This is a genomic window from Pseudomonas sp. MF06569, from assembly GCF_059862735.1.
In genome coordinates this window covers 1-24,783 of record NZ_JCBCUZ010000044.1, presented here as the reverse complement: position 1 = coordinate 24,783, position 24,783 = coordinate 1, and the positions used below count along the sequence as shown (strand labels likewise).

Below are 24,783 nucleotides of genomic sequence, written 5' to 3'. Positions count from 1 at the left end.
GCGATGGCAAGCAGTACCGATGCAGCCGGGACTTTGCCGCATCAGTGGGCTTGGTACCCAAGCAATACAGCACCGGCGGCAAGGCCAACTTACTGGGGATCAGTAAACGCGGCGACAAGCACCTTCGGCAGTTGTTGGTGCAATGTTCCAGGGTCTACATGCAGAGACTCGATCACCAGAAAGGAGCCTTGGCCGACTGGGTTCGCTCATTGCTGAGCCGACGCCACTCTAATGTCGTGGCCTGTGCCTTGGCTAACAAGCTGGCGCGTATCGCTTGGGCGATGGCCGCGCACCATACGCAATACGAAGCAGGGCCAGACGCCTTGAACGCCTGATTCTGCAGTTGTTGCTGTACCACGATTTACCTTACAGGTTTTGCGATAGCTGAATAATAGATGACGTAAACGGCCTACCGGCCTGACGAATAACCTGTTTTAAAAATTGGCTCAGCAAGAAGCCGTTAGCCTTTTCAGGATCGTCAGGCGCGACTCTCATCATGGCGCGGGTGAATCATCCAATAGACGCCGGATAGATTTAAGCAAGCCAACTACTTCGCCCATGAATCAGCATTGCAAAAAAGGGGGTGACCATAGATTTTTTAATATTGATTTCTCGCGCTCGAGGCGAGCAATCCGAGCTTCCAACTCCTGGATTTTTTGCTGCTCTGGTGTCAGGGCCTTGCTCTGGGGCGTGACGCCGGTGCGCTCTTGCTGAAGCTGGTCGACCCAGCGGCGCAGCGCCGACTCACCAACACTCAGTGAACGACTGGCTTCGATGAAGCTGTAGTTTTGCTTGAGCACGAGGTCGGCAGCCTCGCGTTTGAATTCAGCGGAAAAGGTACGGCGTTGTTTGGTCATCTGACACCTCGATCTGGCGAGTATTCTCGCCTAAAAGGGTGTCCGGTTTCATTAGACCACTACACATGCTCTTGTTAGGCAAGAAAAGCTATAGATTCAGGCTATTAAAGTCCATCCCTTGATGAGGCAAGTGATGAAAAGCTTATTTATGCTGCTTCCGCATGACGCTCAGCCACACGCCACGGGTCGTTTGCTCGGGCCAATGCAGCCATAGGTGGCGGGCTGACGCTGTTGCCGCACATATGCACCTGCTGGGTTTTAGTGAAGGGCTTGCCGTCGGCGCCGTGACTGATGATGTAGTCCGCCGGGAAGCCCTGTGCTTTGTATAGCTCAGCCGGCTGCAGCATCCGCAGACAGATGTCGACGATCACATACGGCGTGCCTTTGATGGTCACGGTGACCAGTGCCAGGCGGTCGCGGGTGGTGATGGTTGGCGCTGGCTCGCTGGCGTCGCTCACATTCTCGGTGCCGTAATAGCTGATCAAGAAGGCCGCTACTCGTAGCGCACCGGCTTCAACCTCTGGTGAGAGCTGCAGCTCGACCAGCGAACTCTTGCCACCACCGCCCGCTGTGATGGTGAGGGCCGGTTCGTTCAGGCCCTGGCCGACACTGGCGCCGAACTGACGTTCAAGGAATGCCGTCATCAACCCGTGATGGGTGCCGCCCGCACTGATGGTGTGCAGTGGGTCGTTTGAGTCCCTGGCATCGCAGTTGCCCCGCAAGTGCACCAGGTTGGCGGTGACCAGTTGTTGCTGGCTTCCGGTGTTGGTCACGGTGGTCATGGGGTCTTCGATGCTTTTCGCGGCAGTTGTGTTGAAGCCGCCATTCATTTGGGCCATGAACACAGTAGCGATGGACTGACCGCCACCACTGGCGGTAACCGTGCCGATCGGACCGCAGATGTCATTCACTCCGTGGCTACGGCGTTTACTTATGCCAGATCCCTCTCCATGCCCAGCCTGAACTATGCATGCCGATGCAATCGCACGATGATTCTGCGTCATCAGGGTGCCGACTGGCTGGTCGACGGTTACAGGCTTGCCCGAATACACCGGGCCACCCGCACCCATAAGCACCGGGCTGACAACCGAGAAGGCGCCGCCTTTGGGGTAGGAAGTCACGGTGCGCAGCGGCTCGTCCGCAGACTGTACGCTCTCCCCGGACCAGTTCGCGATCGGGACTATAAAAGGGTTGGCAGCATCGAGGACGAACTTGCGCATACCCTTGGCGACTCGACGCAAGGTGGCCGGGGCCAGGTCTTTTTTACGGCCAAAGATGCTTTTGCTCGGGATGGTCCAGTCGATGCACTCGGCGGCTGTGCGCCACTTCTGCTGGCCCTTGCTGGGCTTTTTAGCGTGGGTTGGCTCGGGCCACACGATGGGCTGACCATCGCAGCGGGCAATCATAAACAGGCGTTCCCGACTGGTGGGCGCGCCGAAGTCGCAAGCCTTGATCACGCGCCATTCGACGACGTAGCCCAGGCGCTGCAGCTCGGCGACAAATACCGCCCAAGTCTGACCGCGGCGCTTTGGGTCGGGCACCAAGAACTGCTCGCTGACCGGCACTACTTCCTGGCTCTGCAATGACGCCACCCAGCTTGATGACGCGCCCGGTCGACTTGCAGCGCTTGGCCACCAGGGGTCCCCAATGCAGGATTTGCTTCACGTTCTCCAAGCTGATCACCCGGGGCCGCTTCATGCCTGTTGATGTTCGCGTTCCAGCGACTGCGCGTGTCTACATACAGATAACCCTGGTCTCGGTGCTTGCTGGCCAGTTCACCGTTCTGAGTCAAAATGCCAAGCTCACGTAAGCGACTGCGAAAGGCGCGTGGTTTCAAGCCTAGTAGGGCGGCAGTAGCATCCAGGGTTCGGTTCATGTGACTGCTCCTTAAGCCGCTGCGCGAGCGCAAAGAGCATTGAAGATCTCGTCCAGTTGGCCTGTCATCTGCTCAATCGTTTCGTCGTTGTGCACCACGAAATCGTTGTCGTGTATTGCTATCCCGGTTTCGCTGATATGTGGGTTCACATCGGGTGCGCTTTCGCGTAGCAAATGAATGACCAGGCCGCCTTTCTCCCGAACGAAAGCCGCTTCGTTTTCGAAACGAAGATCGCTAATCACAAAGCCGGAGGCTGCTGTGTTGGTTTGTTCGAGGAATCCAAGATTTTGCTCGGCCAGAAGCAGCCACAGTTCTGGGTGCACCTGATTACGGCCCCACTCGGTGCCCATCGACTGCATCAGTTCGCGTGCGGAGCGGCCTAGCCAGGCGATTGGCTGTTCTTTGTTCTCGTCGTCAAAGTCACGTGGGCTAAGGTTGAAGATGGTTGTCAGGCCTTCACGCAGCGGGTCTGCGAATGCGTATGTCTGGAGGTTGTGCTTGCAGACCAGGTGTTTGGCAGCGGTTGTTTTGCCCGAGCGGGCGCGGCCTGACAATCCAATCAGTAACTTTTTCATGCTGCATCACCCCCGAATGGAGTGAAAGTATCGACAAGCTGACTTGCCAATGCGATGCGGCTTGGAGCGGTGATGATGACCAGTCGACCTGTATGGCGTTGGATGGCTTCGACTGCGGCGCGACTAGTGCATGCGGCTGGGTGGATGGCCTTAATGGCATGTTCATCGGTTGGTCGCAAGGCACCCTAGAAGTCATGGAGCAACCTACGTTAACTAGCGCCAGGTTTGGCAATGGCCTGCCCGGTTCGCTCAACGGTCCCGCCTTTGTATTCGCCCTGGGGTTTTAAGATGAAACGCTACTACATCGTTTTTAATGAAGACGGCACCTTGCACACGCGCCTTCCCATCAATGCCACGGTGCCTGACCCACTGCCAGCAGGCACTGTCTCGGTCGATGGCGACCTCTGGCTGCGCACCATCAACGAAGTCGACGGTGCCTGGATGCTTTCCAATGATGGAAAGATTACCAAAGAGCCGCTCCCCGAACTGAAACCTGACTATTCCGAGATCGAACGCCAGTGGCGCGACGGTGAGTTAGCGTCGCTCAAGTGGTTGCGCGAGCGTCACCGTGACGAACAGGACCTGGCTTTAAGCACCACGCTCACGCCAGAGCAATTCGCACAACTGCTGGCCTATCTGCAGCAACTGCGCGACTGGCCACAGGGCCCGGACTTTCCAGCGCTTGACCACCGGCCGACGCGACCCGAGTGGATCAAAGAGCACGTCCTATAGCGCCCCGCATTCCGGGGCGTTTTCGTATCTACCGTTTGACCCACACAAGCTCCGCCAGTCGGGGCTTTGTCGTTTCTGGAGAATGCCTTTATGAGTACAGCAAGCCGTTTTCACGGCGTCACCGTCGCGTTGGTCGATACCGGTGCGCGCATCATTGCGCTGCCGTCCACCTCAATCATCGGTCTGTGTGACACCTTCGTTGCCGGCCCAGACACATCAGCCAAGCCCAGCGACCTGGTGCTCCTCAACCGCACGTTGGAGCACCTGAAGTTGCTGGACTATCAGCGAGTACAGGAAGGCTATTTTCGTCTGGTCAACGAAGACGAACTGTAATCCCGCGACCTTGAAATACCTGGCCAAGCGCTTGGCGTCGGAAACGAGTTTTTCCGCCGCTGAGATCATGGCTATGTCGTTCTCGGAAATTGTCTGGTGGCTCACAGATTGAGCCTCAACCACAGGGCAGGGCGAACACATGGCGAACAAACTTGCGCTCGGCCTCGTCATCGGTGGGGCTGTCAGCGCTACCGTGGGCAACGCCTTTAAAGATGTTGAAGGCCGAATCAAAAAGCTTGAAGTCGCCGGGGCCAAGGCCCGGGTGATGCAACGCCAGATCGGCGACACCATTCGCCTGCGCAACGAATGGAAAAAAGCCCACGACAGTGGCGCCGCCGGTGCGTCCATGCTGTTGACTCGTCTGAACTCCAACCTCGATAGCCTGCGCAAGCAGGGTGTGGAAGTCAGGCGGCTTGACCGGGCATATAACGTATTGGGCCGAACAGCCCGCAGTGCCGAGCTAAAAGCCAAAGGTCATACCCAGTTCAATGAAGGTCGGGCCGGGATGAAAAACACCCTTGGAAAAGCCGCGATCGGCATTGCAGCGGTTGCGGTGCCTACCAAGATATCGGCGGACTACCAAGCGCAAATCCGTCAAATGGCGATCTGGGCACACACGGCCGGCACTGACGCTGAAAAGCAGATGGCTGACAAAATTACCCAGGTCGCGACCCAGAAAGGCATGAGCCAGAAAGCGCTGGCCAGTGCGGTCAGCGGCCTGATTGAAAAGGGCATTAGCTGGGAAGAGTCGGTGGATTATGCGCCACTGATCGCGGACCTGGTCGACGGCCAGGGCATGGAAGCCGAAACCATCGCCACCCTGTTCAGTGCCTTCAAAGAGGCGGGTGTTGCCAAGGAAGACATGGGCGCCATGCTCGGCCAGGTCGCGGCGGCCGGTGACATTGGCGCGTTTGGCCCCAAGGACATGGCCAAGTACATGCCCGCGCTGTTGCACGGCCAAAGTGGCCGATGGCAAGTTATTGGTCTTGCAACGCGAAGCCGGACAGAGCGCAAGCGGCAAGGTGCTGGGGGCGATCACCCTGACCCGCAGCGATGTCAGCCGCTGGCAATTTCGCCTCGCGGATCGCAGCACCCACAAAGCGGTCAGCGCCAAGCATCAAAACAAGAAAACCGGCAAGTTGGCGATCATCACCCTGGACAACGAAGACGCTTCGGACGGTATGCCGCCTGTACACACCGACCGCCACATCTACCCCAACAAATCCGCCGCCGAACAAGCGGCCAAGGCCCGACTGTCCGCCTTTAACCGCTCCACCGCTGCGGTGCGTCTGGAAATGCCCGGGCGAACCGACCTATTTGCTGAACGCAGCATCAACGCCCAAGGCTTTAAAACCGGTCTTGATGGCGAGTACCTGGTGGACTCGGTCGAGCAGATCTTCACCCAAAGTGGCTGGAGTACCACCGTCGAATGCAATGCCGGGAAACAGGGCAAAGCCAAGGCCAAAGGCAAGAAAGCCAAGGTTAAGGCGCCGCTACAAGTCATCGAGCTGTAACCCCCAAACCGACCTCATACAACCCGCCTTGTGCGGGTTTTTTCGTAAGGGCCACTTATGTCGATTACCCAGCAACAACTCCTGCAGATTCTCCCCAACGCTGGTCCAGTTGCCAGCGTTTTTGTGCCGGTACTCAACGCCGCGATGGTGCGTTACCAGATCATTGGCTCCAAGCGCGTGGCCGCGTTTATAGCGCAAATTGGCCACGAGTCTGGCCAACTGAAATACGTCAAAGAAATCTGGGGGCCAACAGCCGCCCAAGCCAGATACGAAGGCCGCAAAGACCTGGGTAATACCGTGACGGGTGACGGCTCCAAGTACCGAGGGCGTGGCCTGATCCAAATCACCGGTCGGGTAAATTACATGGCGTGCCGCGAAGCGTTGGGCATTGATCTGATTAAGCAGCCCGAGCTGCTGGAGAAGCCACAGCACGCCTGCATGTCGGCGGCATGGTTCTGGGCGAGCAGGGGGCTCAACACCTTGGCTGACGCTGGCCGGTTCGACCAGATCACTCAGCGCATCAATGGTGGCCAGAATGGCGCGGAGGATCGTCAGGCGCTGTATGCCCGTGCGCTCAAGGTGTTGGCGTGAAGATCGATGCTGTGAAGTGGGGCGGGGTGCTGCTGGTCAACCTTGCCCTGATGGCTGGCAGCGCATGGGCCGCATGGGCTTGGCAGGCTAACGCCTACGGTCAGCAGTTGGCCGCCAAAGAAGCTGACCACCAAACCGAGCGAACCAATCTAGCCAATGCCAATTCCGCACAAAATCTGGCGGAGCAGGGCAAGCGCCTTGCCCTGGAGCAATGGCTGGCAGCCAGCGACCAAGCCCATTACAGAGCCCTTACTGATGAAAAAACTAAACAGGCACGCCTGCGTGATCGCCTTGCTACTGCTGACCTGCGGTTGTCAGTCAAACTCGACGCCGCCGGAACTGGTTGTGATGCAGTGCAAACCACCACCGGCGCCGGCGGTGTGGTTTATGGCGCCCGTAGAGCCCAACTTGACCCAGCGCATGCTCAACGAATTATCGGAATCACCGGCGACGGCGACCAAGGATTGATCGCGCTGCAGGCCTGTCAGGCCTATGCCAAAGAAGTATCAGGCACAAAGTAAAAGGAGCGGCCGAAGCTGGATGCGTCAACATCCAGTCCGGCCACCAAACCCGCAGACAATTCCTGCAAGCCCAGTCAAGGCTCCTGCTTCGTGCACAAAGCGGAGCGAGCCTAGCACCTGTCAATCCATACAGAAAAGGTCTTGCACATTATGTCTTCACCCATCATTCCTTGGATGGGCGGCAAACGCCGTCTGGCCGACCGCCTTATTCCCCTGTTCCCACCCCACGAATGTTACGTCGAAGTCTTCGCCGGTGGCGCGAGTTAGCAATTACACCGCGTACGATGGACGACATGGCCATATGGTAGTGTTGGGCTCGATCAGTTAACGAGTGCGTCAGAGGCGAACAGCAACTTCGAGCCCTTGTCTGAAGGAACGGCCAACACGCTGTAGCGCCCGCCCGCCTTAAGGGTGAGCGTCAGCGGCTGGCCCACCGGCGCACCGGCGCACTTGAGCTGCACTGACAACTCCACCGGGTTGATCATACGCCGCTGCAATGCACCTTCAGCGACCTTTTTGAACAGCTCAGCTTTTTGCGCCACGGCTTCCAGACCGGCATCGGCACAGGTGGCGTCGGCATTGATAAACGCCAGGGAAGCCTTGAGCGCATTGAAGTCGTCTGGAACTTCGCGTACCACCAATTGGCGCATGGCACCCTTAGCGTCGGCCAGTGCAAACACTGTGGCGAATTCGCCATGCGCCACTTTCACGGAGAAGTCTGTGTTTTTGCCAGCCTTGCTCAACACGCCTTTGATCGGTTTGTCGCCACCGACCACCGGCAGGAACTCCGACACTGCTTTGTCACCGCTCAACACCAGGTTGGCCTTGGAGCCGTCCGCCACCAGCTTCAACTCACCGAGGGTGGCGTTGACAAACCGCAGGAACGCCGCGTCTTGCTCTGGACCAGTCGGGTACAACGGGATGTCGGCACTGTAGGCACTGACGCTAGCTAGCAAGGTCAACAGGCCCACAGATATCCGTTTCATTATTTACTTCCTTTAACATAGGCCGATGGTGGCAGGTCACCTAGGGCAGTACCGATCGCCTTGGCCCACTTCTGATAACCGTCGATAGTTAAATGCTGGCCGTCGGTGGTGATCCACTCGCCCGGCTTGGAGAAGGTCAGCGAGTCGATGTAGGCGCACGGTGCCACGTTACTGGCCAGGAACGACGACATCAGCTTGGTACGAGTGTCGTCTTTCTTGTACTGGGAGCCGACCCTGCCCCATGGCGGGCCTACCCACACGCATTTGGTGCCGGTTTCAGCGATGGCCTTGGTCAGCGACGTCACGCTTTTCCAGGCCCAGGCTTTAGGGAATACCGGGTTGGTGTAGGAGCCCATGGTGTCGCCGATGATCAACACAACCACGTCGGGTTTGTCTTTGGCGATCAGCTCTTGGATCGGCGTGGTGCTCATGGCGTTCTTGCCATAGATCACGGCCTTGCCGGTGGGCGTACGTTCGCCGCCGCATTCGACTTTTTTCGGCACAATCCAATCCGCCGCACCTGCACCGCAGGCACCGATGGAGTGAACCACTGCGCCTTGCTTGGTGAGGTTGTCTTGCAGCGGGTCGAGCAACGAATTGGGAAAGCTCATATGACTTTCGCCCAATACCAGCATGGTTAGGCCGGCAATCGCAGAAACAGGCATTAATGCTCCGATTAATCAGTTGGAATAAGGGGCCCGGTAGGGACTGACCGGCAATGGCATAGGCCCGCTCAGGTCTTCGAACAAATAGCGCAGATAAGCACTGCCGACGTACTGGCGGTAGTCCTGGGCGTTGTCGACAACGAGTTCTGCACCCAAGTAGAACAGCGAGCTGAGGCGGTATTCGGCGGCAGCGTTGAGGCTGTAGCCGAGGCCGGTTTTGCTGTCGCTGGCATAGGTGCGATTACCCACGGTCTGGCTGTCTTGAAGATCGCTGTGCCCCGGGAAGTAATCGACGCCATCTTGTTCGATATGCTGCACGCCTACCGAAGTTTTTACTTGGTAGCTGAAACGGTCGAAGCTCTGGGCCCAACGGATCGGTACGCCTAGAGAGAAGAAACGTTGCGGGCTGAAGTAACCGCCATGACCGTAGGTGTAATAACCCTGGTTTTCCTTGAACCCCATTACCGAACCACTGATGCCCAAGGTCAGAGTGTTCTGTTGGGTATTGCGCAGATACCAGTAGATGCCGCTGCCCAGTTCCAGACGGGTATTGTCCTCTATGTTGTTACCAAGCATTTCATGTAACGAGGCATAGCCATAAACACCCAGCTCTTGGTTGTCGTAGCTCAACTCTCCACGACCGCCGTTAGCGGTCACACCGCCCCATTTTTCACCAGTGCGCTTATCTTCTGAGCCGGCGAATGAGGTCATACTGTCGGTCACTGGGCGGCGAGAAATATTCGCGCCGTAGCGGAAGTTCGAATTCGCCTCAAACGGTCGCGCAACACTCACGCCACCGATCAATGTATGGTAAGTAAAACCTATCGGGCTGACCCCCAGATCCGCCTTCAACCCTTGATCAGGATTCTCTACAGCGATCGCAAACCCGACGCCGCTGTCGCTTTGCTTACCCAGATCATCATTGGTCCCACCGCCAAAGCGCTGCGCTCCGAAACCTTTTACCGCACCAGACGTCAAATGCACCGGCGTCACCCGCAGCGCTAAGGTGTTATTTCCCACCGGCATCCGCGCTTCAAACGGAGCTTCAACATCAGTGATTTTGCTCAAGCCTTTCTCGCCGTTGTTGCTACGTACGCTCAAACCCTGCACCACGTAATCGGTCCGGTCGCGAAGTATGTTATCCAGTGCTCGGCGCGCCGGGCTCAGCTCGGGGTTGTCGATAGAGGCAATGTTCGACGGTGGCACAAACTGGTCGCTCAGATCGTTGGACGCCACGGACTTGGTCGGCGCGTCGATCGGTGGCGGTATGGTGCCAGAAACCGTCAGGTTATTAACCTGGCGACGCTGGCCTAGCACACCCACGAACGGGTTGTACGAAGTACTTGAGGCGTCAGCCTGGGCTACCTGGGTCTTGGCTTTCATCGCGGTTTCAATCGCTAGGGCCTTGCGCAGCAATTCAGAGGCTTCGCTGTTCTTGCCCAGGCCTTGATAGATGCGTGCGGCCGACGTGAGGATCTCCGGGTTACCCGGTTCCAGAGCCAGCGCCTTGTCACTGGCGCTTTGTGCCAAGCCGCGGTCATTAACCTTCAGGGCGATGTCCGCCAGGCCAAGTTGCAGGTGTGCGTTGTTCGGGTTCTGCTGGATCAGCGGCGTATACAGCTCAATGGCCTTCTTGCCATTACCGCTGGCGGCATACATCCGCGCCAGGGCTCCAACGCCCAGAGCGTCGTTGGGACGCTGGGCCAGTGCCGGGGACAGCATGTCGTAGGCGGCCACTAGGTCGTTCTTCGCGCGCAGGGCATCGGCCTGCTTGACCCTGTACAGGTAGATCAAGTCGTCGTAGCGCTGGCGCCCGGTTTCGGTTAAAGGCTGGCCCTGTACTTCGCGTAGGATCTCGCCCGCCTCGCTGTATTTGTTGGCCTTGAGCAGTACGTTGGCATACAGCAGTTTCTGGTCGGAGGTAGGGTTGGTGTTGTTTTCAACCGCATTCTGCATCATGTTTAAGCCATACTGCACAGCGCCGACGTCCACATAAGCGGCGGCCAGCACAGCCACACGCTCAGGCTTATTGCGGGTCAGCGGTTCAGAACGCCCCAGCAACGCCAAGGCTTCCGGGCGCTGGCCACGGCGAGCGGTTTCGATGGCGACGCCGGTCTGCTGGTGCAGCGCGATATCCACCGCGAGCTCGTTCATGTCCGCCGTGCGCTGCGCCGTAGGGATACGCCCTAAAGTGGTCTCGGCCTGATCCCACTCGCTCAATTGCGCCAACAACATGGCGCTGGTGTACAGCGCATCCGGCTCGTTGGGTTGAGTCTTGAGTAAGCCGTCGATCAAGGCACGTGCGTTGCGGATCTGGCCGTCGCGCAGGTACATGCGCGACAGGGCAAAACGCGTCCAAGGGCTTTCCGGATCTACATCGAGGGCCTGACGATAGGCGGCTTGTGCGCCTTTTACATCACCGCGTTGCTCGGCCAGTTTGCCAATCTGTGTGGCGCGCAATGCGTTGATTTTAACGCTAGGTGCGAACTTCGCGCGCTGGGTCGGCGACACCGAGTCTATCAGCTTCAAAGCTTTATCCGGCTGGCCCGATTGGGACAGCACGTTGATCAAGCCACTCAAGGCATCCAGGTCCTCTGGATGACTGGCCAGCACCTTGCGGTAGCCGGTTTCGGCAGCATCGAACTGATTGTCCTGGAATTGGAAACCCGCCAACGTGACAGCCGCGCCAGGCAGGCCAGGATTCAGGCGTTCGGCTTGGGCCACTAGGTCACGGGCCTGAGCGCTGTGGCCGACGCGCTGTGCGTCACGGCTCTGGCTGATCAGGTTCCAATAGCGCACGTCATTCAGGGCGGATTTCCACGCGGCACCGCCGGGCAAGTGCGAGGCTTGGACAAGGTAGTTTTCCGCTTCGCTGTAACGCTTTTGTTGTTGGCGCAACACGCCCATTCCACCGAGGGCATCCACGTCATTGGGTTTTTGCGCAAGGCGCGCGGTCAGTAATAGCTCGACAGTTTTCAGATCGCCGTCATCCAACGCCTTGAAGGCCTTGGTCATCTGTGGATCACGCTGCCATGTACCGCCACCTTTACCTAGGGTGATCCCTTTGTTCATCAGCGCACGAATCTCGGCGTCATCCGGATGCGCGGTGAGGTACTGTTGGAACAGCGACACCTGGTCCGGCTTCGGCGGGCCGAGCCAGATCAGCGCAAAGCGCCAGGTCTCATCGGCGTTACCACCCACATCGTTGTTCGATGCCAGCTTGGCCAGGGCACGAATACCGTCAGGCCGCGTGGCTTGGTTGCGCGCCAGATGCTTGGCGAGGAATAGCGCAACGATTGGATCATTGGGACGCTCACGGCTCAGGCGCTGCAGACCGACGATGGCCTCATTGGTACCTTTGGCGGTAAAACCAAGGGTGTTGTAATACTCACGGGCGATCAAACCTTGAGGCTGGCGGTGCTGAAAAATCTTGCGGTACAAGGCCACTGCTTGTTCACGCTCGGCTTCCGGCTCACCCAGTTCACGAGCCTGCTCGAGCAACTTTGCGTTGTCGGGAACGGCAACGGTGATGTCTTGCTCCAGCTGCAAGGCCTGGCGCGGTATTGGGCTCAACGCTTGCAAGCGGGCCAGGTACTTCTGCGCCTCAGCCGGGCGGTTCTGTTGCACCTGGATCAGGCCGATACCGCTCAACGCATCTGGCTGATCAGGGCTCAGGCGCAGCAGTTTCTGCCACGTTTCGAGGGCGCGTTCGGGGTTCTTTTTAGTCTGCCAGTAATAGCCCTGCTCGATCAGCAGGGATTGCGGGTCGCTGGTTTCAGCAAAGCTGGTGGTTGAGGCTAAGGCAGCGAAAATGGCAATGGCTAGCGTGTGACGGCGCACTCGGCCTCCCAGGAAAGTTTGACCATACCGTCTTGTTCAAAACGGTACTTATGATCGGTAAAGCCCTGGCTGAACAGGCTGAGCATGTAGTCGTAGTAGATCGGCTGCGCACTGTCTGGAGCCGAAGGATCCAGGGCTTTGGTGAGCGCCTCGTCGACCTTGTCCTTTTGCCGCTGCGCTAGGGCGGTTTCGCCGCGGGCTTGGAAGAAAATAAGGGTGGCAGCCGAGAACCCCATCGGCGTGTAGCCGTTGTTTTTCTCGACTTCACCGGTCAGGACGTGGATTTTTTCCGGTGGAAAGCCACTAGCCGATGCAGCCGTCGCGCGTGAAATACCGCCCAGTGATTTGAACATCGGCGCGGCTAATGGATCGCCCTTGGCGGTCATGCCGGCCCACATATAAGTGCGGATCGCATCGTAGCTGCCCAGATCATCGGAGAACGGGTCAACCACAAACAGCCCGGTGTTGGCGCTGGTGGCGCGGTAGCCGACCCAGTTGGCCGCGAGGCCATGGGGGTTGCTGGCGCTGTCAGCAAGCATCCGCGCGTTGCTTTCGGCGACTTCGCTCCAACCGCCGTTCGGCCGCTCTTTCTGGAAGCGACGCAGATGTGCAAGTACTTGATAGCTCGGATTGAAACGCCACAAACCGCCCGCATGCACGTAGCCCTCCGGGCCTGGCAGCAGCATCTTGCCCAGGCCTGGCACACGCACGATTAGGTTGCGTTCAACGTTGGCCAACAACAATTGCGCGTCGGTGCGGTACTGCGGTGCACTCCACACGCGAGCCGCTTCGAGCAACGCGTAGGCCATCCACAAATCTGCGTCGCTGGCGGAGTTTTGGTCGATGACGCCCCAAGTGCTATCGGCTTTCTTGCCCCACAACCAACCGGGTAGGTTCTGGCTGATGTCAGAGCCCGACATGTTGGCTTTGGTCCAGGTCCACAGCTTATCGAAGCTTTCACGATCGTTGCCGACTAGGGCGAAGAACATCGCATAGGACTGCCCTTCCGAGCTGCTTTCACTGGGTTTCATGGACGAGTTCAGTACCCGTCCATCGTCCTGCACGAAGCGCTTGGCGTAGTTCTGCCACAGCGGCCAGTCGCAGGTTTGCGACTGCGCGTTGCCTGCAAACATCACCGTGCCGAGTGCTACCAGGGCCAAACTACCCAGCGGGCTCATGCTAACCACCGTTTTGCACGAGCACGCAGCGACAAGTAGATCAGGTTGGTCACCTCGGCCATGTCCAAGCTGAAGCGGTGGGGCGGGTTGGCACCCAGCTTGTTAAATAGTGTTGAAATGTCATCTGCTGGTCTCACTCACTACCCCTACTCACCCGATTTACAGTTTTAAGACGAAAAAAGGTCGACGATAGCTTGACCTTGTATTTCTAGTTATATGCTATCGGACACAGCCCGTGATATCAAAATGATTGTGCCATTATTTTGAATAATTTAGATAAAATCAATCCAATGAACGGAAAATCGCCATTTTTATGACTATTACCCGAGGGTAAATGCACACGCTGTCAGAATATGAACTGAATCGGCCCCCCTCACCTAACGCGCCTAAGACGATAAAGTGATGAGTCATATGACGGAGCGACATCATGCGTCACACCGTAGATGAGGCTGCATCACTGATTGATGCGAATGGCGGCGCCGGCGATTAAAAATCGATAAGGCTTGCGCTTCACTGTGGAAACTGGAGAGGCGCTGGAAGCGCTCAAGCCGGCGGAGATTGAAAGCCTGTACCTGTTATTTGAAGACACCGCGCAGGCGCGGGTATGCGATGACTGCGAAACGCTTATCCAGGCGCCGGTTCCGGCGCAGGTCATTGATAAGGGCATCCCGACCGCCGGGCTGCTTGCCCACGTCATGATCGCCAAGTTTGCCGACCATCTTCCGCTTTACCGCCAGGAGTCGATTTTCGGTCGAGCTGGCTTGGCGATTCCGCGCTCAACGTTGGCTCAATGGGTTGGCGTAACTGGCGTGCAGTTGCAGCCTCTGGTCGACGCGCTGCGCGACGTGGTGCTTGGCTTCGACACGTTGAGCTGGCTGGTTGAGCAGCCATGGTGCAATGGTCGTGTAGGCAGCATGGGGCTTTCTTACGCTGCGCACACTCAGTTGGCGATGGCATGCCTGAATCCGCCAGGCCTAACGACGATGGTGCTGGATTCGGGGGGGTTCGCTAACGCATACCAGTGCGGGATACGGCAAGGCGGCGCTTTCGAGCTCAAACAGGCGACATGGGCCTATAAGCAGGCCAAGGAAAGCCCAGCCGCCAAGGCTGATCCTTTGGTCTTCGAAGCGTTGCAAAAGGAGGACATTCGTTCCTGGTTTGCCCGGATGTCGTGGAGCCCAGGGAATTCACCGCTGCGTCATTCGCCTGAGTACGAAGACTACCTGCTCTTCCAATGGAGTCACGGTACTTTCGACGATTACTGGCAGCAGCTCGGCCTGTATGCCGAAGGTTATTACGACGCTATTCCTGATATCCCGGTCATGTTCATGTCGAGTTGGTACGATGCCTACGTCAGCTCAACCTTAGCCAACTACGAAGCATTTACCAACGGACGCAAAGCTCAGCAGCGGCTCATCATGGGGCCTTGGCTCCATGGAGACCGTAACATCACATTCAGTGGTAACGCAGAGTTCGGCCCTCTAGCCGCTTTTGACGGGCAGGTTGAAAAAACTTGGCTGGAATGTCGGCTGAATTGGTTCGAACGCCATTTGTCACAACCAGTTACCGAGCCTGACGAAGCTCACCAAGTACAGGTGTTTCTGATGGGAGGCGGGAGTGGTGCGCGCAATGCTGAAGGACGTATCGAGCATGACGGCCGCTGGATTTCTGCGAGTGCATGGCCGTTGCCCGACACTGTCGATCAATCGTTATTTCTGACTCACAGCGGAGATCTGAGCCCGTCCAAACCCACCCAAGATACCCAGTACCTTAGCTATTACGCAGATCCGACTAACCCTGTACCCACGGTCGGTGGATCATTAACGTCAGGGGCTCCCGTGTTTGTCGGTGGAGCATTCGATCAGATTGAATGCTCGGAGTTTTTCGGCTCTCAAGGTAATGACATGCCGTTGAAACAGCGTGCAGATGTATTGAGTTTTGAAACAGCGCCGTTATCTGAAGACGTTGTTGTCGCCGGGCCAGTGAGTATTGAGTTGTGGGTAGAGAGCGATTGTCCTGATACGGACTTTACTGCAAAGCTGGTAGACGTCTACCCGGCTAGCACCGATTACCCCCAAGGCTACGCTATGAACATTACCGACGGCATTTTTCGTTGTCGTTACAGCGACTCGTGGAGCGAGCCTGAGCTACTGATTCCAGGTAAACCGTTCAAGATTACTATCGAGCCCTTTGCGACCTGTAACGTTTTTAAAGCCGGGCATAGTATTCGACTGGATATTGCCAGCAGTAATTTCCCGCGTTTCGACGTTAATCCAAATTCAGGTGAGCCGGAAGGTTCGGCGATTCAAAAGAGAGTTGCATGCAATACTTTGCATCTCAGCGCCAAGATGCCGTCTCGATTAATCTTGCGAATCCTGGAGGATTGAATATCAATACCTCCCCTGGCCAGCGAAATAATGGTAGTAGTGCCCAAACAGGTCTCGAAGGAATGCGACGCAGGCTAAATGCATCCCAGGCAGTTATTTGGCCGATAGCAGTAGCTCAGCAGGTACGTAAGCTTCGCTAATTGATGAGCGTTGTATTGTCGATGGGGGCGCAGGAAATGGGGGGTAAATCGGTTCCGTATTTTGAAATGAAACCCTTTGTATACTTGACGTTCAGGCGTATAAATCTGAAGCATTAGCGGAATCGAAATAGCAGTAAGTTTATGACTTATATGTAAAAAGTGGATTGAAATCCGCCCGCGCCGGTTCGATTCCGGCTTCGGCCTCCACATTCGAAAGCCCCGTAGATTAACGTCTGCGGGGCTTTTTTATGCGTGCGATTTGACGATCACTTCCGCAATTTTTTGGATCAGTTGTAAGCGTCCGAACTACACCGCCTTGCAACTCAAACCTTAATCCGTTTAAGCCACTGATTCACGCGCTCGCACTCAAATGCCGCCGGATCAAAAACATCGCCATGCCATTCAACCATGTCGTCATGCTCTGGATGATTGGGGTTGCCCATGGCCTCCAGAAAGTCCTCATAACCAGGCCCGCCACCCACGTCTTCCGGTGGGCAAGCATTGGCGCCATCGATGCAGTACGGCACCTGAGGACACGCAACCGCCGGTAACGTCTTTTCGACCTTGATACTGTGATGCCAACTGTCACCAAAGTCGTAGAGATAATTAAATGTCCGCTTTCCGCTCAGCGCCTTGATCAGCGTTTTACGGGCTTCAGGGTTTACCGTCGGCCCCCAACCATCAGGGTCGGGCATGCCGTAATTCTCACCGGCAATTTCAAACTCATGCAGATGGCTATCACTCCAGCCCATCACGACCTGGATGACATGGTGCAGTTTGCCCAAGGTGATGTTTTCAGGCACCGCGAACCGACGCCAGATCGTCGGAGTGATCCACTTCAGCTCAATGTGCAGCAGCAACAGGTCGGGGGCGGGTTTGGGTAAACGGACAGTTTTAACCATGGATCAGGCAGCCTCGCAGAATTCAGTCAGTGTGAGAGAAACGTTCCAGGGCAGCAGTTCGTCGACCCGATTGATTGGGTAGTCGGCGATGCGCTCCAGCACGTGTGTCAAATAGGCTTGCGGGTTCAGGTCGTTGAGCTTGGCCGAACCCACCAGGCTGTAAATCGCAGCCGCTCGTTCTCCGCCGGCATCGGAACCGGCAAACAGGTAGTTTTTGCGGCCCAGCGCGACGGCGCGCAGCGCCCGTTCGGCGGCGTTGTTGTCGATTTCGATTCGGCCGTCATCGCAGTAGCGCGTTAAAGCCTGCCACCGGTTGAGGGCATAGAGGATTGCACCGCCCAATGTCGATTTTTTCGACAGTTGAGCCAGCGTCTGGTTAAGCCACGCGTGCAGGTGCTCCAGCAGTGGACTCGCCCGACTTTGCCGAACCGTTTTTCTATGATCTGGCGGTTGTCCGCGGATCTCGCTTTCGATGGCATACAGGGCCGCAATCCGTTGCAGCGCCTCACTGGCAAGTGGTGAAGCCTGGTCTTTGTAGACATCGTAAAACTTGCGGCGGGCGTGAGCCCAGCAGGCGGCTTCCTGAATGCTGCCTGCAGCATACAGCTGAGCGAAACCGGCGTAGCCGTCAGCCTGCAAGATCCCGCTGAAGCTCTTGAGATGAGCACGGGGATGTTGCCCCTTGCGATCCGGGGAGTAGGCAAACCAGACCGCCGCCGGTGTCGTGTAACCGGCAGGTCGGTCGTCCCGCACGTATGTCCATAGGCGAGCCGTTTTGGTTTTGCCGTTGCCCGGCGCAAGTACACCAATCGGCGTGTCGTCGGCATGAACTTTATGGCCGCTCATGACATGACGCTCAAGGGTGTTGATCAGCGGCCTGAGCAATTGACTGCTCTGGCCGACCCAGTCGGCCAGAGTTGAGCGCTCCAGATCCACGCCCTCACGGGCGTAGATCTCGGATTGCCGATACAGCGGCAAATGGTCAACAAACTTGGAGACCAGCACGTGGGCCAGTAGCCCAGGGCCTGCAAGGCCTCGGGCTATCGGGCGACTCGGTGCCGGCACCTGAGCGATGTGCTCGCAGCAGCGGCAAACCCACTTGGGGCGAACATGGCGGATCACTTTGAAACGCGCTGGGACGTACTCCAGCACCTCAGACACATCCTCCCCCAAATGGCGAAGTTTCCCACCGCAACCGGAGCATTGCGATTCGGGCTGATGGACGTGAATTTCGCGAGGCAGGTGTTCAGGCAACGGCTTGCGCCGAGAGACGACGCGAGGGGGCGGTTCGATTGGTGGTGTCAGTTCAGTCTGGCTGACTTGCAACTCTTCAAGGCTCAACTGGAGTTGGTCGATCATGGCGTCCAGTTGCTCGGAACTGCGACCGAACTGCATACGACGCAGCTTGGCGATCATCATTTTCAAGCGCTCAATCTCTGCCCGCTGGGCAGAGACCAGAGCCTTCAAGGCTTGAAGATCGTTAGGCAAAGAGTCGGTCGCGAGCGTCATGACCGAATGTTACTTGGGATTTTTTCAGCGTGGCAAGTCAGACCGCGAGGATGGGTGCTGTACGAATTGGCCTGCGCCAATCAATGCCTTCCAACAGCATCGACAACTGCGCAGCCGTCAGCGACACGCTGCCGCTGGTTGCTTGCGGCCAGACAAAGCGTCCTTGTTCCAACCGTTTGCAAAACAGACACAACCCGTCGCCGTCCCACCATAGCAATTTGATCCGGTCACCGCGCCGTCCGCGAAAAGCAAAGATCTGACCGGAGAACGGATCGGCTTCAAGCTGAGTCTGCACCAGTGCGGCTAAACCGTCGAAGCCACGGCGCATGTCCGTGACGCCGGCAGCGATCCAGATGCGGGTTCCAGCGGGCGGAGCAATCATCGCAGTAACTGCTGCAAGATGAGTTGCAGGGTCTGCGGGTCAGGCGTGCCAGTGATGCGCAGCTTGGCTTTTCCCGCCTCAACAACGATCACGGAATGACACTCAGGCGGTGACTGAATGACTTGCGGTAAATCTATTGGCGCCTCGATCACCTGGACAGGCAAAAGCGTTGCACTCTGGCTGGCCGGGCCGAACAAGCCCTCTTGATATTGCTGCCGCCAGCGAAAGACCAGGTTGGCATTGACGTCATGCTCACGAGCGATCAACGACACGGAGGCGCCAGGCTGGAACGTGGCTTCGACAACTTTGCGTTTGAACTCTGGCGGGAAGTTGGGGCGACGACCGGGTCGACGGGCTGGGGCAATGATATCCAAGATAGTGTCCACTAAAAAATGGTGTCCACTATCTTGGCCAATTCGGAGGGCTGTCAGCAGAGGGTGCTGGCCGGACGGTTACGATCAGTTCCGCAACCTGGCTTTTTCGGTGAGTGGATGGAGTGCTTTGCGGGGTATTTTGCTTTCGCTTGAAAGTGGGCATGGGGGTTTGCCCCAATGTCTCTATCCAGCCAAAAGACTGAATGCTGTTGCTGCCACGACTGGAACTTGTCCATTCCCAAGGGCTTCCGGTGGGCCACCCCACCAGCCCCCGTAGCTTTTACTATTCAAGGATGGCGAATTCCCTGGCGGCTGCCGAACTCCAAGGGACATACAGTGTTGCGTGTCCACGTATGAGTACTTATTTCCCGCCGGATGAATATGCCTGCCGCATATCGATGGCCCAGCCATCGAGCACCGGTTTGAAATCATCCAGGGTCATGACCTGCTTATCATTGTCCAGTGGCCGGCCAGTCTCTTTGCGCACTATTTGCGCCACAACGTCTTGGTCGACGGCATCCAGAACAGCCACTTCGGTGGTGATTTCACTGTCCTGGTCGCGGATGCCGGTAGCAGTGCTGACGCCGGCAGCAAGCAGTGTTACGGGAAGCCACTCATAAAATCGCAAGCTTTGCGTCCTGGCCGCGACAGAGATGATGGAGGACCTGATGGTGAGTGTGTCGGGGCCTGGGGTTTCGACGACAGTCATCACTTTGCCCAGTTCGTGTTTGAGGGCGGTATCGTAGTAATGGGTTACGGCCGAAAGCGTTGACTGCGGAGCGCGTTCGCTCGGTAGCATTTCTGGATAGAAAAGACTCGGCTCGATATACACACGGGTGTAATGGTGGGTATGCAGTGTCGGGCTCACCCAAGTCAGCACCTTTTTTCCGGATGGAAGCTTTTTTTCCGTCAGTTGGCTGTAGTCATGCAAGAAGCCCGAATACTCTTCGGGTCTGATGGTTTGGCTGGTACAAGCAGTGAGTGAAATGGATAGGGTCGCCACTAGCGGTAGCGAGATACGTCTTCCCATTTTTTGCGTTCCTGAATCGATTTTAAATTAATGGTACTTGCAGTGCTCAGACGCCCGGGCGGTTCTCTGAGTTCTCGATGTTCAGTACGCCATTAGCCATGATCCATTGAGTGAACTCGCAGACTGGCACGGAGTAGGAGTACTCCACCCATTGGCCGCTTCCGGGACTGTAGTGCTCGATGTAACTGATCAGGACGATACGTTCACGATCGCTTGAAAGTGTCATGCGCGACTCTTGAAAAAGTACTGGATCGTTGTTCCAGACCTTGCTGGTGAGCTGCTTCAGGATCAAGGCGTCGGTGCATGTGTCTTTGCTGCTCAGTGTCTGCATGGAGGGCGCTCCGGAATAGATTGCGCGCAGCTTGCCTGAGTGTTTTTGCCTGAAGATGTCTGATTCATGTCCGCAAAGCAGAAATGTTTCACGATTGAAATAAATGACCGTCGCGCCAGAATAGTTTTAGATACCTTCCTTTTTGCACCATGGATCACTGAATGTGAGCAGGTTACTGATCGTCGACGACGATGTGGAAATCCTATTGCTGTTAGAGAAGTTCTTTCTCATGCATGCCTATGAAGTGGAACTGGCCACCGATGGCAAAGCCATGTGGGCGGCAATCGACCGCAATCGTCCGGACCTCATCATTCTCGATCTGATGCTTGCGGGTGAGGGTGGTTTAAGCCTGTGTCAGAAGTTGAGGCTCAATACTCGTATTCCGGTGGTAATGCTGACCGCGATGGGCGAATTGAGTGACCGTATTGTCGGACTGGAGTTGGGTGCCGATGACTACCTGACCAAGCCTTTCGACCCTAGAGAGTTGCTTGCCCGGTTACGCGCAGTGCTGCGCCGCGCGAATGATCCTGTACACCCGCGTATCGAAGACGCACGGCTGGTTATCCGCTTCGCTGGCTGGCATCTGGACGTCACGCGCCGCGAACTGCGTTCGTCCGCAGATGTAATGATTCCGCTCTCTGGCGGTGAATTCGATCTACTGGTGGTCTTTCTTGAGCACCCTGAACGTATCCTTACCCGTGAGCAATTGATCGATCTGACGCGTGGGCAGAATCATGAAGCCTTTGATCGAAGCATTGACGTGCAAGTCAGCCGCCTGCGACGAAAAATAGAGCCAGACAGCAAACGTCCAGATCTGATTCGTACCGTGCGCAATGGTGGGTATATGTTCAACGCCAAGGTGACGCGGACGTGATCCGTCTGATTCCGCACATAGATACTCTTCGACGCCGGATTGCATTGACCATAGTCGCGGCGATGCTGTCCTCGCTCGTACTCTATGCCCTGTTTGTTCAGGTCGCCGGGGTCTGGGCCAAACCCCCGGTGGATCAGATCGGATTGCTGGACCAGGTCGCTGCTACTACGCGAGTCATCCAGGCGGCACCCCCGGCAATGCGCGCGCAGTTGGCGGGCGCAGCGAGCAATCCGACCCTTGAGGTGCAATGGCGCGAGCGCCGAAGCGGCTTCGAACTGCCTGTGTCTGGTACCTTGTTAGGCCCTGATAGTGCGCCGGTTTTGCGTGAGTTACTGGGGGAGACACATCACAAAATTGAAGTCTTGCAGCCCGCCAATTGGCCCGCGGATAGCCCGCAAGCTCGCTATGTCATGTTGGTACAACTGAGCGACGATAGCTGGTTGTCGTTTACGCCACCGCAACGCAGTTGGGGGGTGAGTGCTGCGTTGCGTTTTGCCATCGTCATTGCCCTCGGCCTGGTTGCGACTTGGTTGGTCGCCTGGTTCGCCACACGCCAACTGGCTAACCCACTGCAACGCTTCACCAGCGCAGCACAACGCTTTGGTGGGGACCTGCACGCTCCTCCCATTGATATCGAAGGGCCGTATGAAATTCGCCAAGCGATCATTGCTTACAACACCATGCAGGCGAAAATTCAGCAGTTCATCGCCGAACGCACGCACATGCTAGCGTCGATCTCGCACGACCTTCGCGCGCCTCTCACACGTGTGCGGCTTCGTTGCGAGTTTATTGAAGACATTGAGCAGCAACGCAAGCTGATCCGTGACACTGATGAAATGCAATCGATGATCAGCTCGGCTCTGGGTTTTTTTCGCGACGAGGCACTACAGGAACAAGCCACCAGTTTTGATCTCTCAGAGCTGCTGCAAACCGTGATCGATGATTACAGTGATCAGGGTATCGTCGTCGATTTTGCAGGCCCGCCCCATCTGGTGTTTTTCGGCCGCCCGGTAGGCATTAAAAGGATCACTGCCAATTTGCTGGAAAATGCCGTGAAGTATGCGCAGCTGCCGTGCATACAATTGAGCAGTGACTCGTGCTCGGTCCGCATCGAGGTGAGCGATAAAGGGCCAGGGATTCCTGAAGCGGAGCTGGAAAACGTTTTTGCCCCATTCGTCCGACTTGAACCCTCTCGTAACCGTAACTCCGGTGGCGTTGGCCTGGGCCTGTCCTCGGCCCGCGCCATGGCACACCAGCACGGCGGAGAGTTGCTATTGAGAAACCGTTGTGGCGGCGGGCTCGTTGCACAAGTTGAGTTGCCCCATGGGTTCTTGAATCGGCTTTAGTTGGGTTGACACCTTGAAGGCGTAATCAATCCGTAAGTGTGGAAATCACCATCGCGCGCTTCCGGACTCAAATTTCACTTAGCAGTGTGCAAAAAAGGTGTTTTAACCAGTCAATGACCAGGCTGTTTGGGCGAACCGACTTTTTCAACAGGATCGGCCGATAGCGGCCCGTCACTAAAGGCAGCGATTGGCCCAGAGTGTGTAAAAACGCATTCGTGAACCCTTGCTATGATTTCTGAGGAATTCATCGCAGGGATCGCCCATGAAGCGCTTTATCCAAGGTGAAAATCGAGGCCAAGGTACCTTACTTCCCGAAAGCCTCGACGACTACGTCAGCGATACCAATCCGGTGCGCGTAGTCGACGTCTTTGTCGATGAACTCAACCTGGTTTCCTTGGGTTTTGACGGTGCTATTCCGGCTGACACAGGCCGTCCCGCTTACCACCCCGCAGTCCTGTTGAAGGTCTACATCTACGGCTATCTCAACCGCATTCAGTCGAGCCGACGCTTGGAGCGAGAAGCCCAACGCAATGTCGAGTTGATGTGGTTGACCGGGCGTTTGACACCCGATTTCAAGACAATCGCCAACTTCCGAAAAGACAATAGCAAGGCGATCCGAGGCGTCTGCCGTCAGTTCGTTGTGCTCTGTCAGCAGTTGGGGCTGTTCGGAGAAAATCTGGTCGCCATCGACGGCAGCAAGTTCAAGGCGGTCAACAATCGCGACCGAAACTTCACCAGCGCGAAACTGAAACGGCGAATGGAGGACATTGAGTCGAGCATCAACCGTTACCTGGCCGCGCTCGATACTGCCGATCGGCAAGAACCAAATGTCTCAGAGGCCAACGCCGTGCGACTGGAAGAGAAAATCGCCAAGCTGAAGACGCAAATGAAGGAGCTTCAAGCGATTGAAATCCAGCTCAACGAATCGCCGGATAAACAGGTTTCACTGATCGATCCAGACGCCCGTTCCATGATGACGCGCGGCACCGGAATCGTCGGTTACAACGTGCAGACGGCAGTCGATACTCAGCACCATTTGATCGTTGCACATGAGGTGACTAACGTCGGTTCCGACCGCGATCAACTCAGCTCGATGGCCAAGCAGGCCCGCGAGGCGATGGCATCGGAAACGCTGTCGGTAGTGGCTGACCGAGGTTACTTCAAAAGCGAACAAATCCTGGCTTGTCACGATGCCAACATAACCGCCTATGTGCCCAAGCCAATGACCTCTGGAGCCAAGGCGGACGGGCGTTTCAATATCGATGCCTTCATCTATGACTCGGCAAAAAACCAATACATATGCCCGGCTGGCGAAGCGCTGATCTGGCACTACTCCTACGTTGAAAAAGGTCTGAAGCTGCACCGTTACTGGAGTTCGAAATGCCAGGGCTGCGCGCTGAAGTCGCAGTGCACACCGAGCACGGAGCGACGGGTCCGACGTTGGGAACATGAGGCCGTACTGGAAGAAATGCAGGACAGGCTGCGCAATGCGCCGGATATGATGCGAATCCGTAAACGGACGGTGGAGCATCCCTTCGGGACGCTTAAACAATGGATGGGTGCAACGCATTTCCTGACGCGAAAGCTGGCAGGGGTAAGTGCAGAGATGAGCTTGAACGTTCTCGCCTACAACTTGAAACGGGTCATGAAAATCATGGGGGCTAATGGTTTGATGAAGGCGCTGTCGGCCTGAAAAGGTTCGTTCTGGACGATCTAGTGTCGTGAGCGGTTAGTTTATTTTCTAACGTACAACGATATACTGTGCACCCCTCGCCCCGAGATGGTTCCAGGCATGCCTCGTCCAATTGCTCCCTTTGCACTGCAGCCCGCCGACGTTCTT

21 protein-coding genes and 6 pseudogenes are annotated in these 24,783 nt (G+C 56.7%); 12 read left to right on the top strand and 15 right to left on the bottom strand.

The genetic code is table 11. The annotated features are described in order from the left end of the window. The coding region (locus AC19YQ_RS23885) for a transposase (RefSeq protein ID WP_500596088.1) at positions 1 to 335 on the top strand (335 nt) is incomplete at its 5' end. Between the two features lie 261 nt (positions 336 to 596). Here the strand turns inward: AC19YQ_RS23885 and AC19YQ_RS23880 are convergent. From AC19YQ_RS23880 to AC19YQ_RS23870, 3 genes and pseudogenes are all read right to left on the bottom strand, one after another. Then, positions 597 to 857, bottom strand: a pseudogene (locus tag AC19YQ_RS23880) (transposase); the annotation flags it as partial. 146 nt (positions 858 to 1,003) lie between these two features. Next, entirely contained in the window at positions 1,004 to 2,398 is a 1,395-nt protein-coding gene (locus AC19YQ_RS23875) for a DNA cytosine methyltransferase (RefSeq protein ID WP_500596089.1), read from the bottom strand. A gap of 346 nt (positions 2,399 to 2,744) precedes the next feature. Further along, on the bottom strand, positions 2,745 to 3,308 hold the full coding sequence (locus AC19YQ_RS23870; protein WP_500596087.1) for a deoxynucleotide monophosphate kinase family protein: 564 nt from the start codon (positions 3,306 to 3,308) through the stop codon (positions 2,745 to 2,747). Positions 3,309 to 3,400: 92 nt separating this feature from the next. On the opposite strand from AC19YQ_RS23870, the gene AC19YQ_RS23865 reads away from it, so the two are divergent. The 3 genes and pseudogenes from AC19YQ_RS23865 to AC19YQ_RS23855 form a co-directional block, all read left to right on the top strand. Continuing rightward, positions 3,401 to 3,595: a hypothetical protein gene (locus AC19YQ_RS23865; RefSeq protein ID WP_500596086.1), complete on the top strand. Its 195-nt coding sequence runs from the start codon at positions 3,401 to 3,403 to the stop codon at positions 3,593 to 3,595. 1 nt (position 3,596) lies between these two features. Continuing rightward, entirely contained in the window at positions 3,597 to 4,040 is a 444-nt protein-coding gene (locus AC19YQ_RS23860) for a tail fiber assembly protein (RefSeq protein WP_500596085.1), read from the top strand. A 90-nt stretch (positions 4,041 to 4,130) separates the two neighbouring features. Further along, positions 4,131 to 4,301: pseudogene (locus tag AC19YQ_RS23855) on the top strand (phage tail sheath family protein); the annotation flags it as partial. Between the two features lie 187 nt (positions 4,302 to 4,488). On the opposite strand, the gene AC19YQ_RS23850 reads toward AC19YQ_RS23855, so the two are convergent. Both AC19YQ_RS23850 and AC19YQ_RS23845 read right to left on the bottom strand, forming a co-directional pair. Then, on the bottom strand, positions 4,489 to 4,695 hold the full coding sequence (locus AC19YQ_RS23850) for a hypothetical protein (RefSeq protein ID WP_500596084.1): 207 nt from the start codon (positions 4,693 to 4,695) through the stop codon (positions 4,489 to 4,491). 138 nt (positions 4,696 to 4,833) lie between these two features. After that, a complete protein-coding gene (locus tag AC19YQ_RS23845) occupies positions 4,834 to 5,328 on the bottom strand; it encodes a hypothetical protein (RefSeq protein ID WP_500596083.1) in 495 nt (164 codons plus the stop codon). Between AC19YQ_RS23845 and AC19YQ_RS23840 the strand changes: the two are divergent. The 4 genes and pseudogenes from AC19YQ_RS23840 to AC19YQ_RS23825 all read left to right on the top strand — a co-directional run. Next, a pseudogene (locus AC19YQ_RS23840) lies at positions 5,324 to 5,887 on the top strand (phage late control D family protein); the annotation flags it as partial. The gene AC19YQ_RS23845 and the pseudogene AC19YQ_RS23840 overlap by 5 nt on opposite strands. Positions 5,888 to 5,944: 57 nt before the next feature. Continuing rightward, positions 5,945 to 6,478, top strand: coding sequence for a glycoside hydrolase family 19 protein (locus tag AC19YQ_RS23835; RefSeq protein ID WP_500596082.1), 534 nt, complete (start codon positions 5,945 to 5,947; stop codon positions 6,476 to 6,478). Further along, positions 6,475 to 6,999 carry a lysis system spanin subunit gene (locus tag AC19YQ_RS23830; protein ID WP_500596081.1) on the top strand — a complete coding sequence of 175 codons (525 nt, stop codon included), beginning with the start codon at positions 6,475 to 6,477 and terminating at the stop codon, positions 6,997 to 6,999. Before AC19YQ_RS23835 ends, AC19YQ_RS23830 begins: the two co-directional genes overlap by 4 nt. 150 nt (positions 7,000 to 7,149) lie before the next feature. Next, positions 7,150 to 7,263, top strand: a pseudogene (locus tag AC19YQ_RS23825) (DNA adenine methylase); the annotation flags it as partial. 56 nt (positions 7,264 to 7,319) lie between these two features. Here AC19YQ_RS23825 and AC19YQ_RS23820 read toward each other — a convergent pair. Genes AC19YQ_RS23820 through bcsZ form a run of 4 tightly spaced genes read right to left on the bottom strand, consistent with a single transcriptional unit; the run spans position 7,320 to position 13,668 of the window. Next, positions 7,320 to 7,985, bottom strand: a complete 666-nt coding sequence (locus tag AC19YQ_RS23820; protein ID WP_500596080.1) for a cell division protein FtsQ — start codon at positions 7,983 to 7,985, stop codon at positions 7,320 to 7,322. Then, on the bottom strand, positions 7,985 to 8,650 hold the full coding sequence (locus AC19YQ_RS23815; protein WP_326427120.1) for an SGNH/GDSL hydrolase family protein: 666 nt from the start codon (positions 8,648 to 8,650) through the stop codon (positions 7,985 to 7,987). Before AC19YQ_RS23815 ends, AC19YQ_RS23820 begins: the two co-directional genes overlap by 1 nt. Before the next feature lie 15 nt (positions 8,651 to 8,665). Next, a complete protein-coding gene (locus AC19YQ_RS23810) occupies positions 8,666 to 12,490 on the bottom strand; it encodes a cellulose biosynthesis protein BcsC (RefSeq protein WP_500596079.1) in 3,825 nt (1,274 codons plus the stop codon). Beyond that, positions 12,472 to 13,668 carry a cellulose synthase complex periplasmic endoglucanase BcsZ gene (gene bcsZ, locus AC19YQ_RS23805; RefSeq protein WP_500596078.1) on the bottom strand — a complete coding sequence of 399 codons (1,197 nt, stop codon included), beginning with the start codon at positions 13,666 to 13,668 and terminating at the stop codon, positions 12,472 to 12,474. The genes AC19YQ_RS23810 and bcsZ overlap by 19 nt, the downstream gene beginning before the upstream one ends. A 605-nt stretch (positions 13,669 to 14,273) precedes the next feature. On the opposite strand from bcsZ, the pseudogene AC19YQ_RS23800 reads away from it, so the two are divergent. Continuing rightward, a pseudogene (locus AC19YQ_RS23800) lies at positions 14,274 to 16,055 on the top strand (CocE/NonD family hydrolase); the annotation flags it as partial. Positions 16,056 to 16,518: 463 nt separating this feature from the next. On the opposite strand, the gene AC19YQ_RS23795 reads toward AC19YQ_RS23800, so the two are convergent. The 6 genes and pseudogenes from AC19YQ_RS23795 to AC19YQ_RS23770 form a co-directional block, all read right to left on the bottom strand. After that, entirely contained in the window at positions 16,519 to 17,097 is a 579-nt protein-coding gene (locus tag AC19YQ_RS23795; RefSeq protein WP_082136488.1) for a plasmid pRiA4b ORF-3 family protein, read from the bottom strand. Between the two features lie 3 nt (positions 17,098 to 17,100). Further along, on the bottom strand, positions 17,101 to 18,606 hold the full coding sequence (tnpC, locus tag AC19YQ_RS23790) for an IS66 family transposase (protein ID WP_153380244.1): 1,506 nt from the start codon (positions 18,604 to 18,606) through the stop codon (positions 17,101 to 17,103). Positions 18,607 to 18,643: 37 nt separating this feature from the next. Beyond that, entirely contained in the window at positions 18,644 to 18,988 is a 345-nt protein-coding gene (tnpB, locus tag AC19YQ_RS23785; RefSeq protein ID WP_048351026.1) for an IS66 family insertion sequence element accessory protein TnpB, read from the bottom strand. Beyond that, positions 18,985 to 19,290: pseudogene (locus AC19YQ_RS23780) on the bottom strand (transposase); the annotation flags it as partial. The pseudogene AC19YQ_RS23780 and the gene tnpB, both read right to left, overlap by 4 nt. A 433-nt stretch (positions 19,291 to 19,723) precedes the next feature. Then, on the bottom strand, positions 19,724 to 20,392 hold the full coding sequence (locus tag AC19YQ_RS23775) for a DUF3313 domain-containing protein (protein WP_500596077.1): 669 nt from the start codon (positions 20,390 to 20,392) through the stop codon (positions 19,724 to 19,726). Between the two features lie 46 nt (positions 20,393 to 20,438). Then, on the bottom strand, positions 20,439 to 20,723 hold the full coding sequence (locus AC19YQ_RS23770; protein WP_500596076.1) for a hypothetical protein: 285 nt from the start codon (positions 20,721 to 20,723) through the stop codon (positions 20,439 to 20,441). Positions 20,724 to 20,886: 163 nt separating this feature from the next. Here AC19YQ_RS23770 and AC19YQ_RS23765 point away from each other — a divergent pair, with 163 nt between their 5' ends. From AC19YQ_RS23765 to AC19YQ_RS23755, 3 genes are all read left to right on the top strand, one after another. Then, on the top strand, positions 20,887 to 21,597 hold the full coding sequence (locus tag AC19YQ_RS23765; RefSeq protein ID WP_133078338.1) for a response regulator: 711 nt from the start codon (positions 20,887 to 20,889) through the stop codon (positions 21,595 to 21,597). Continuing rightward, positions 21,594 to 22,943, top strand: a complete 1,350-nt coding sequence (locus AC19YQ_RS23760) for an ATP-binding protein (RefSeq protein WP_500596075.1) — start codon at positions 21,594 to 21,596, stop codon at positions 22,941 to 22,943. Before AC19YQ_RS23765 ends, AC19YQ_RS23760 begins: the two co-directional genes overlap by 4 nt. A gap of 262 nt (positions 22,944 to 23,205) precedes the next feature. After that, on the top strand, positions 23,206 to 24,636 hold the full coding sequence (locus AC19YQ_RS23755; RefSeq protein ID WP_500596074.1) for an IS1182 family transposase: 1,431 nt from the start codon (positions 23,206 to 23,208) through the stop codon (positions 24,634 to 24,636). Positions 24,637 to 24,783: the final 147 nt, after the last annotated feature.

What these genes read in the sequence shown, in the direction of transcription:
- AC19YQ_RS23870 (WP_500596087.1), bottom strand. Translation starts at nt 3,308, where the DNA reads ATGAAAAAGTTACTGATTGGATTGTCAGGCCGCGCCCGCTCGGGCAAA.
- AC19YQ_RS23865 (WP_500596086.1), top strand. Translation starts at nt 3,401, where the DNA reads ATGGCGTTGGATGGCTTCGACTGCGGCGCGACTAGTGCATGCGGCTGG.
- AC19YQ_RS23860 (WP_500596085.1), top strand. Translation starts at nt 3,597, where the DNA reads ATGAAACGCTACTACATCGTTTTTAATGAAGACGGCACCTTGCACACG.
- AC19YQ_RS23835 (WP_500596082.1), top strand. Translation starts at nt 5,945, where the DNA reads ATGTCGATTACCCAGCAACAACTCCTGCAGATTCTCCCCAACGCTGGT.
- AC19YQ_RS23820 (WP_500596080.1), bottom strand. Translation starts at nt 7,985, where the DNA reads ATGAAACGGATATCTGTGGGCCTGTTGACCTTGCTAGCTAGCGTCAGT.
- AC19YQ_RS23815 (WP_326427120.1), bottom strand. Translation starts at nt 8,650, where the DNA reads ATGCCTGTTTCTGCGATTGCCGGCCTAACCATGCTGGTATTGGGCGAA.
- bcsZ (WP_500596078.1), bottom strand. Translation starts at nt 13,668, where the DNA reads ATGAGCCCGCTGGGTAGTTTGGCCCTGGTAGCACTCGGCACGGTGATG.
- AC19YQ_RS23795 (WP_082136488.1), bottom strand. Translation starts at nt 17,097, where the DNA reads ATGGTTAAAACTGTCCGTTTACCCAAACCCGCCCCCGACCTGTTGCTG.
- tnpC (WP_153380244.1), bottom strand. Translation starts at nt 18,606, where the DNA reads ATGACGCTCGCGACCGACTCTTTGCCTAACGATCTTCAAGCCTTGAAG.
- tnpB (WP_048351026.1), bottom strand. Translation starts at nt 18,988, where the DNA reads ATGATTGCTCCGCCCGCTGGAACCCGCATCTGGATCGCTGCCGGCGTC.
- AC19YQ_RS23775 (WP_500596077.1), bottom strand. Translation starts at nt 20,392, where the DNA reads ATGGGAAGACGTATCTCGCTACCGCTAGTGGCGACCCTATCCATTTCA.
- AC19YQ_RS23770 (WP_500596076.1), bottom strand. Translation starts at nt 20,723, where the DNA reads ATGCAGACACTGAGCAGCAAAGACACATGCACCGACGCCTTGATCCTG.
- AC19YQ_RS23755 (WP_500596074.1), top strand. Translation starts at nt 23,206, where the DNA reads ATGAAGCGCTTTATCCAAGGTGAAAATCGAGGCCAAGGTACCTTACTT.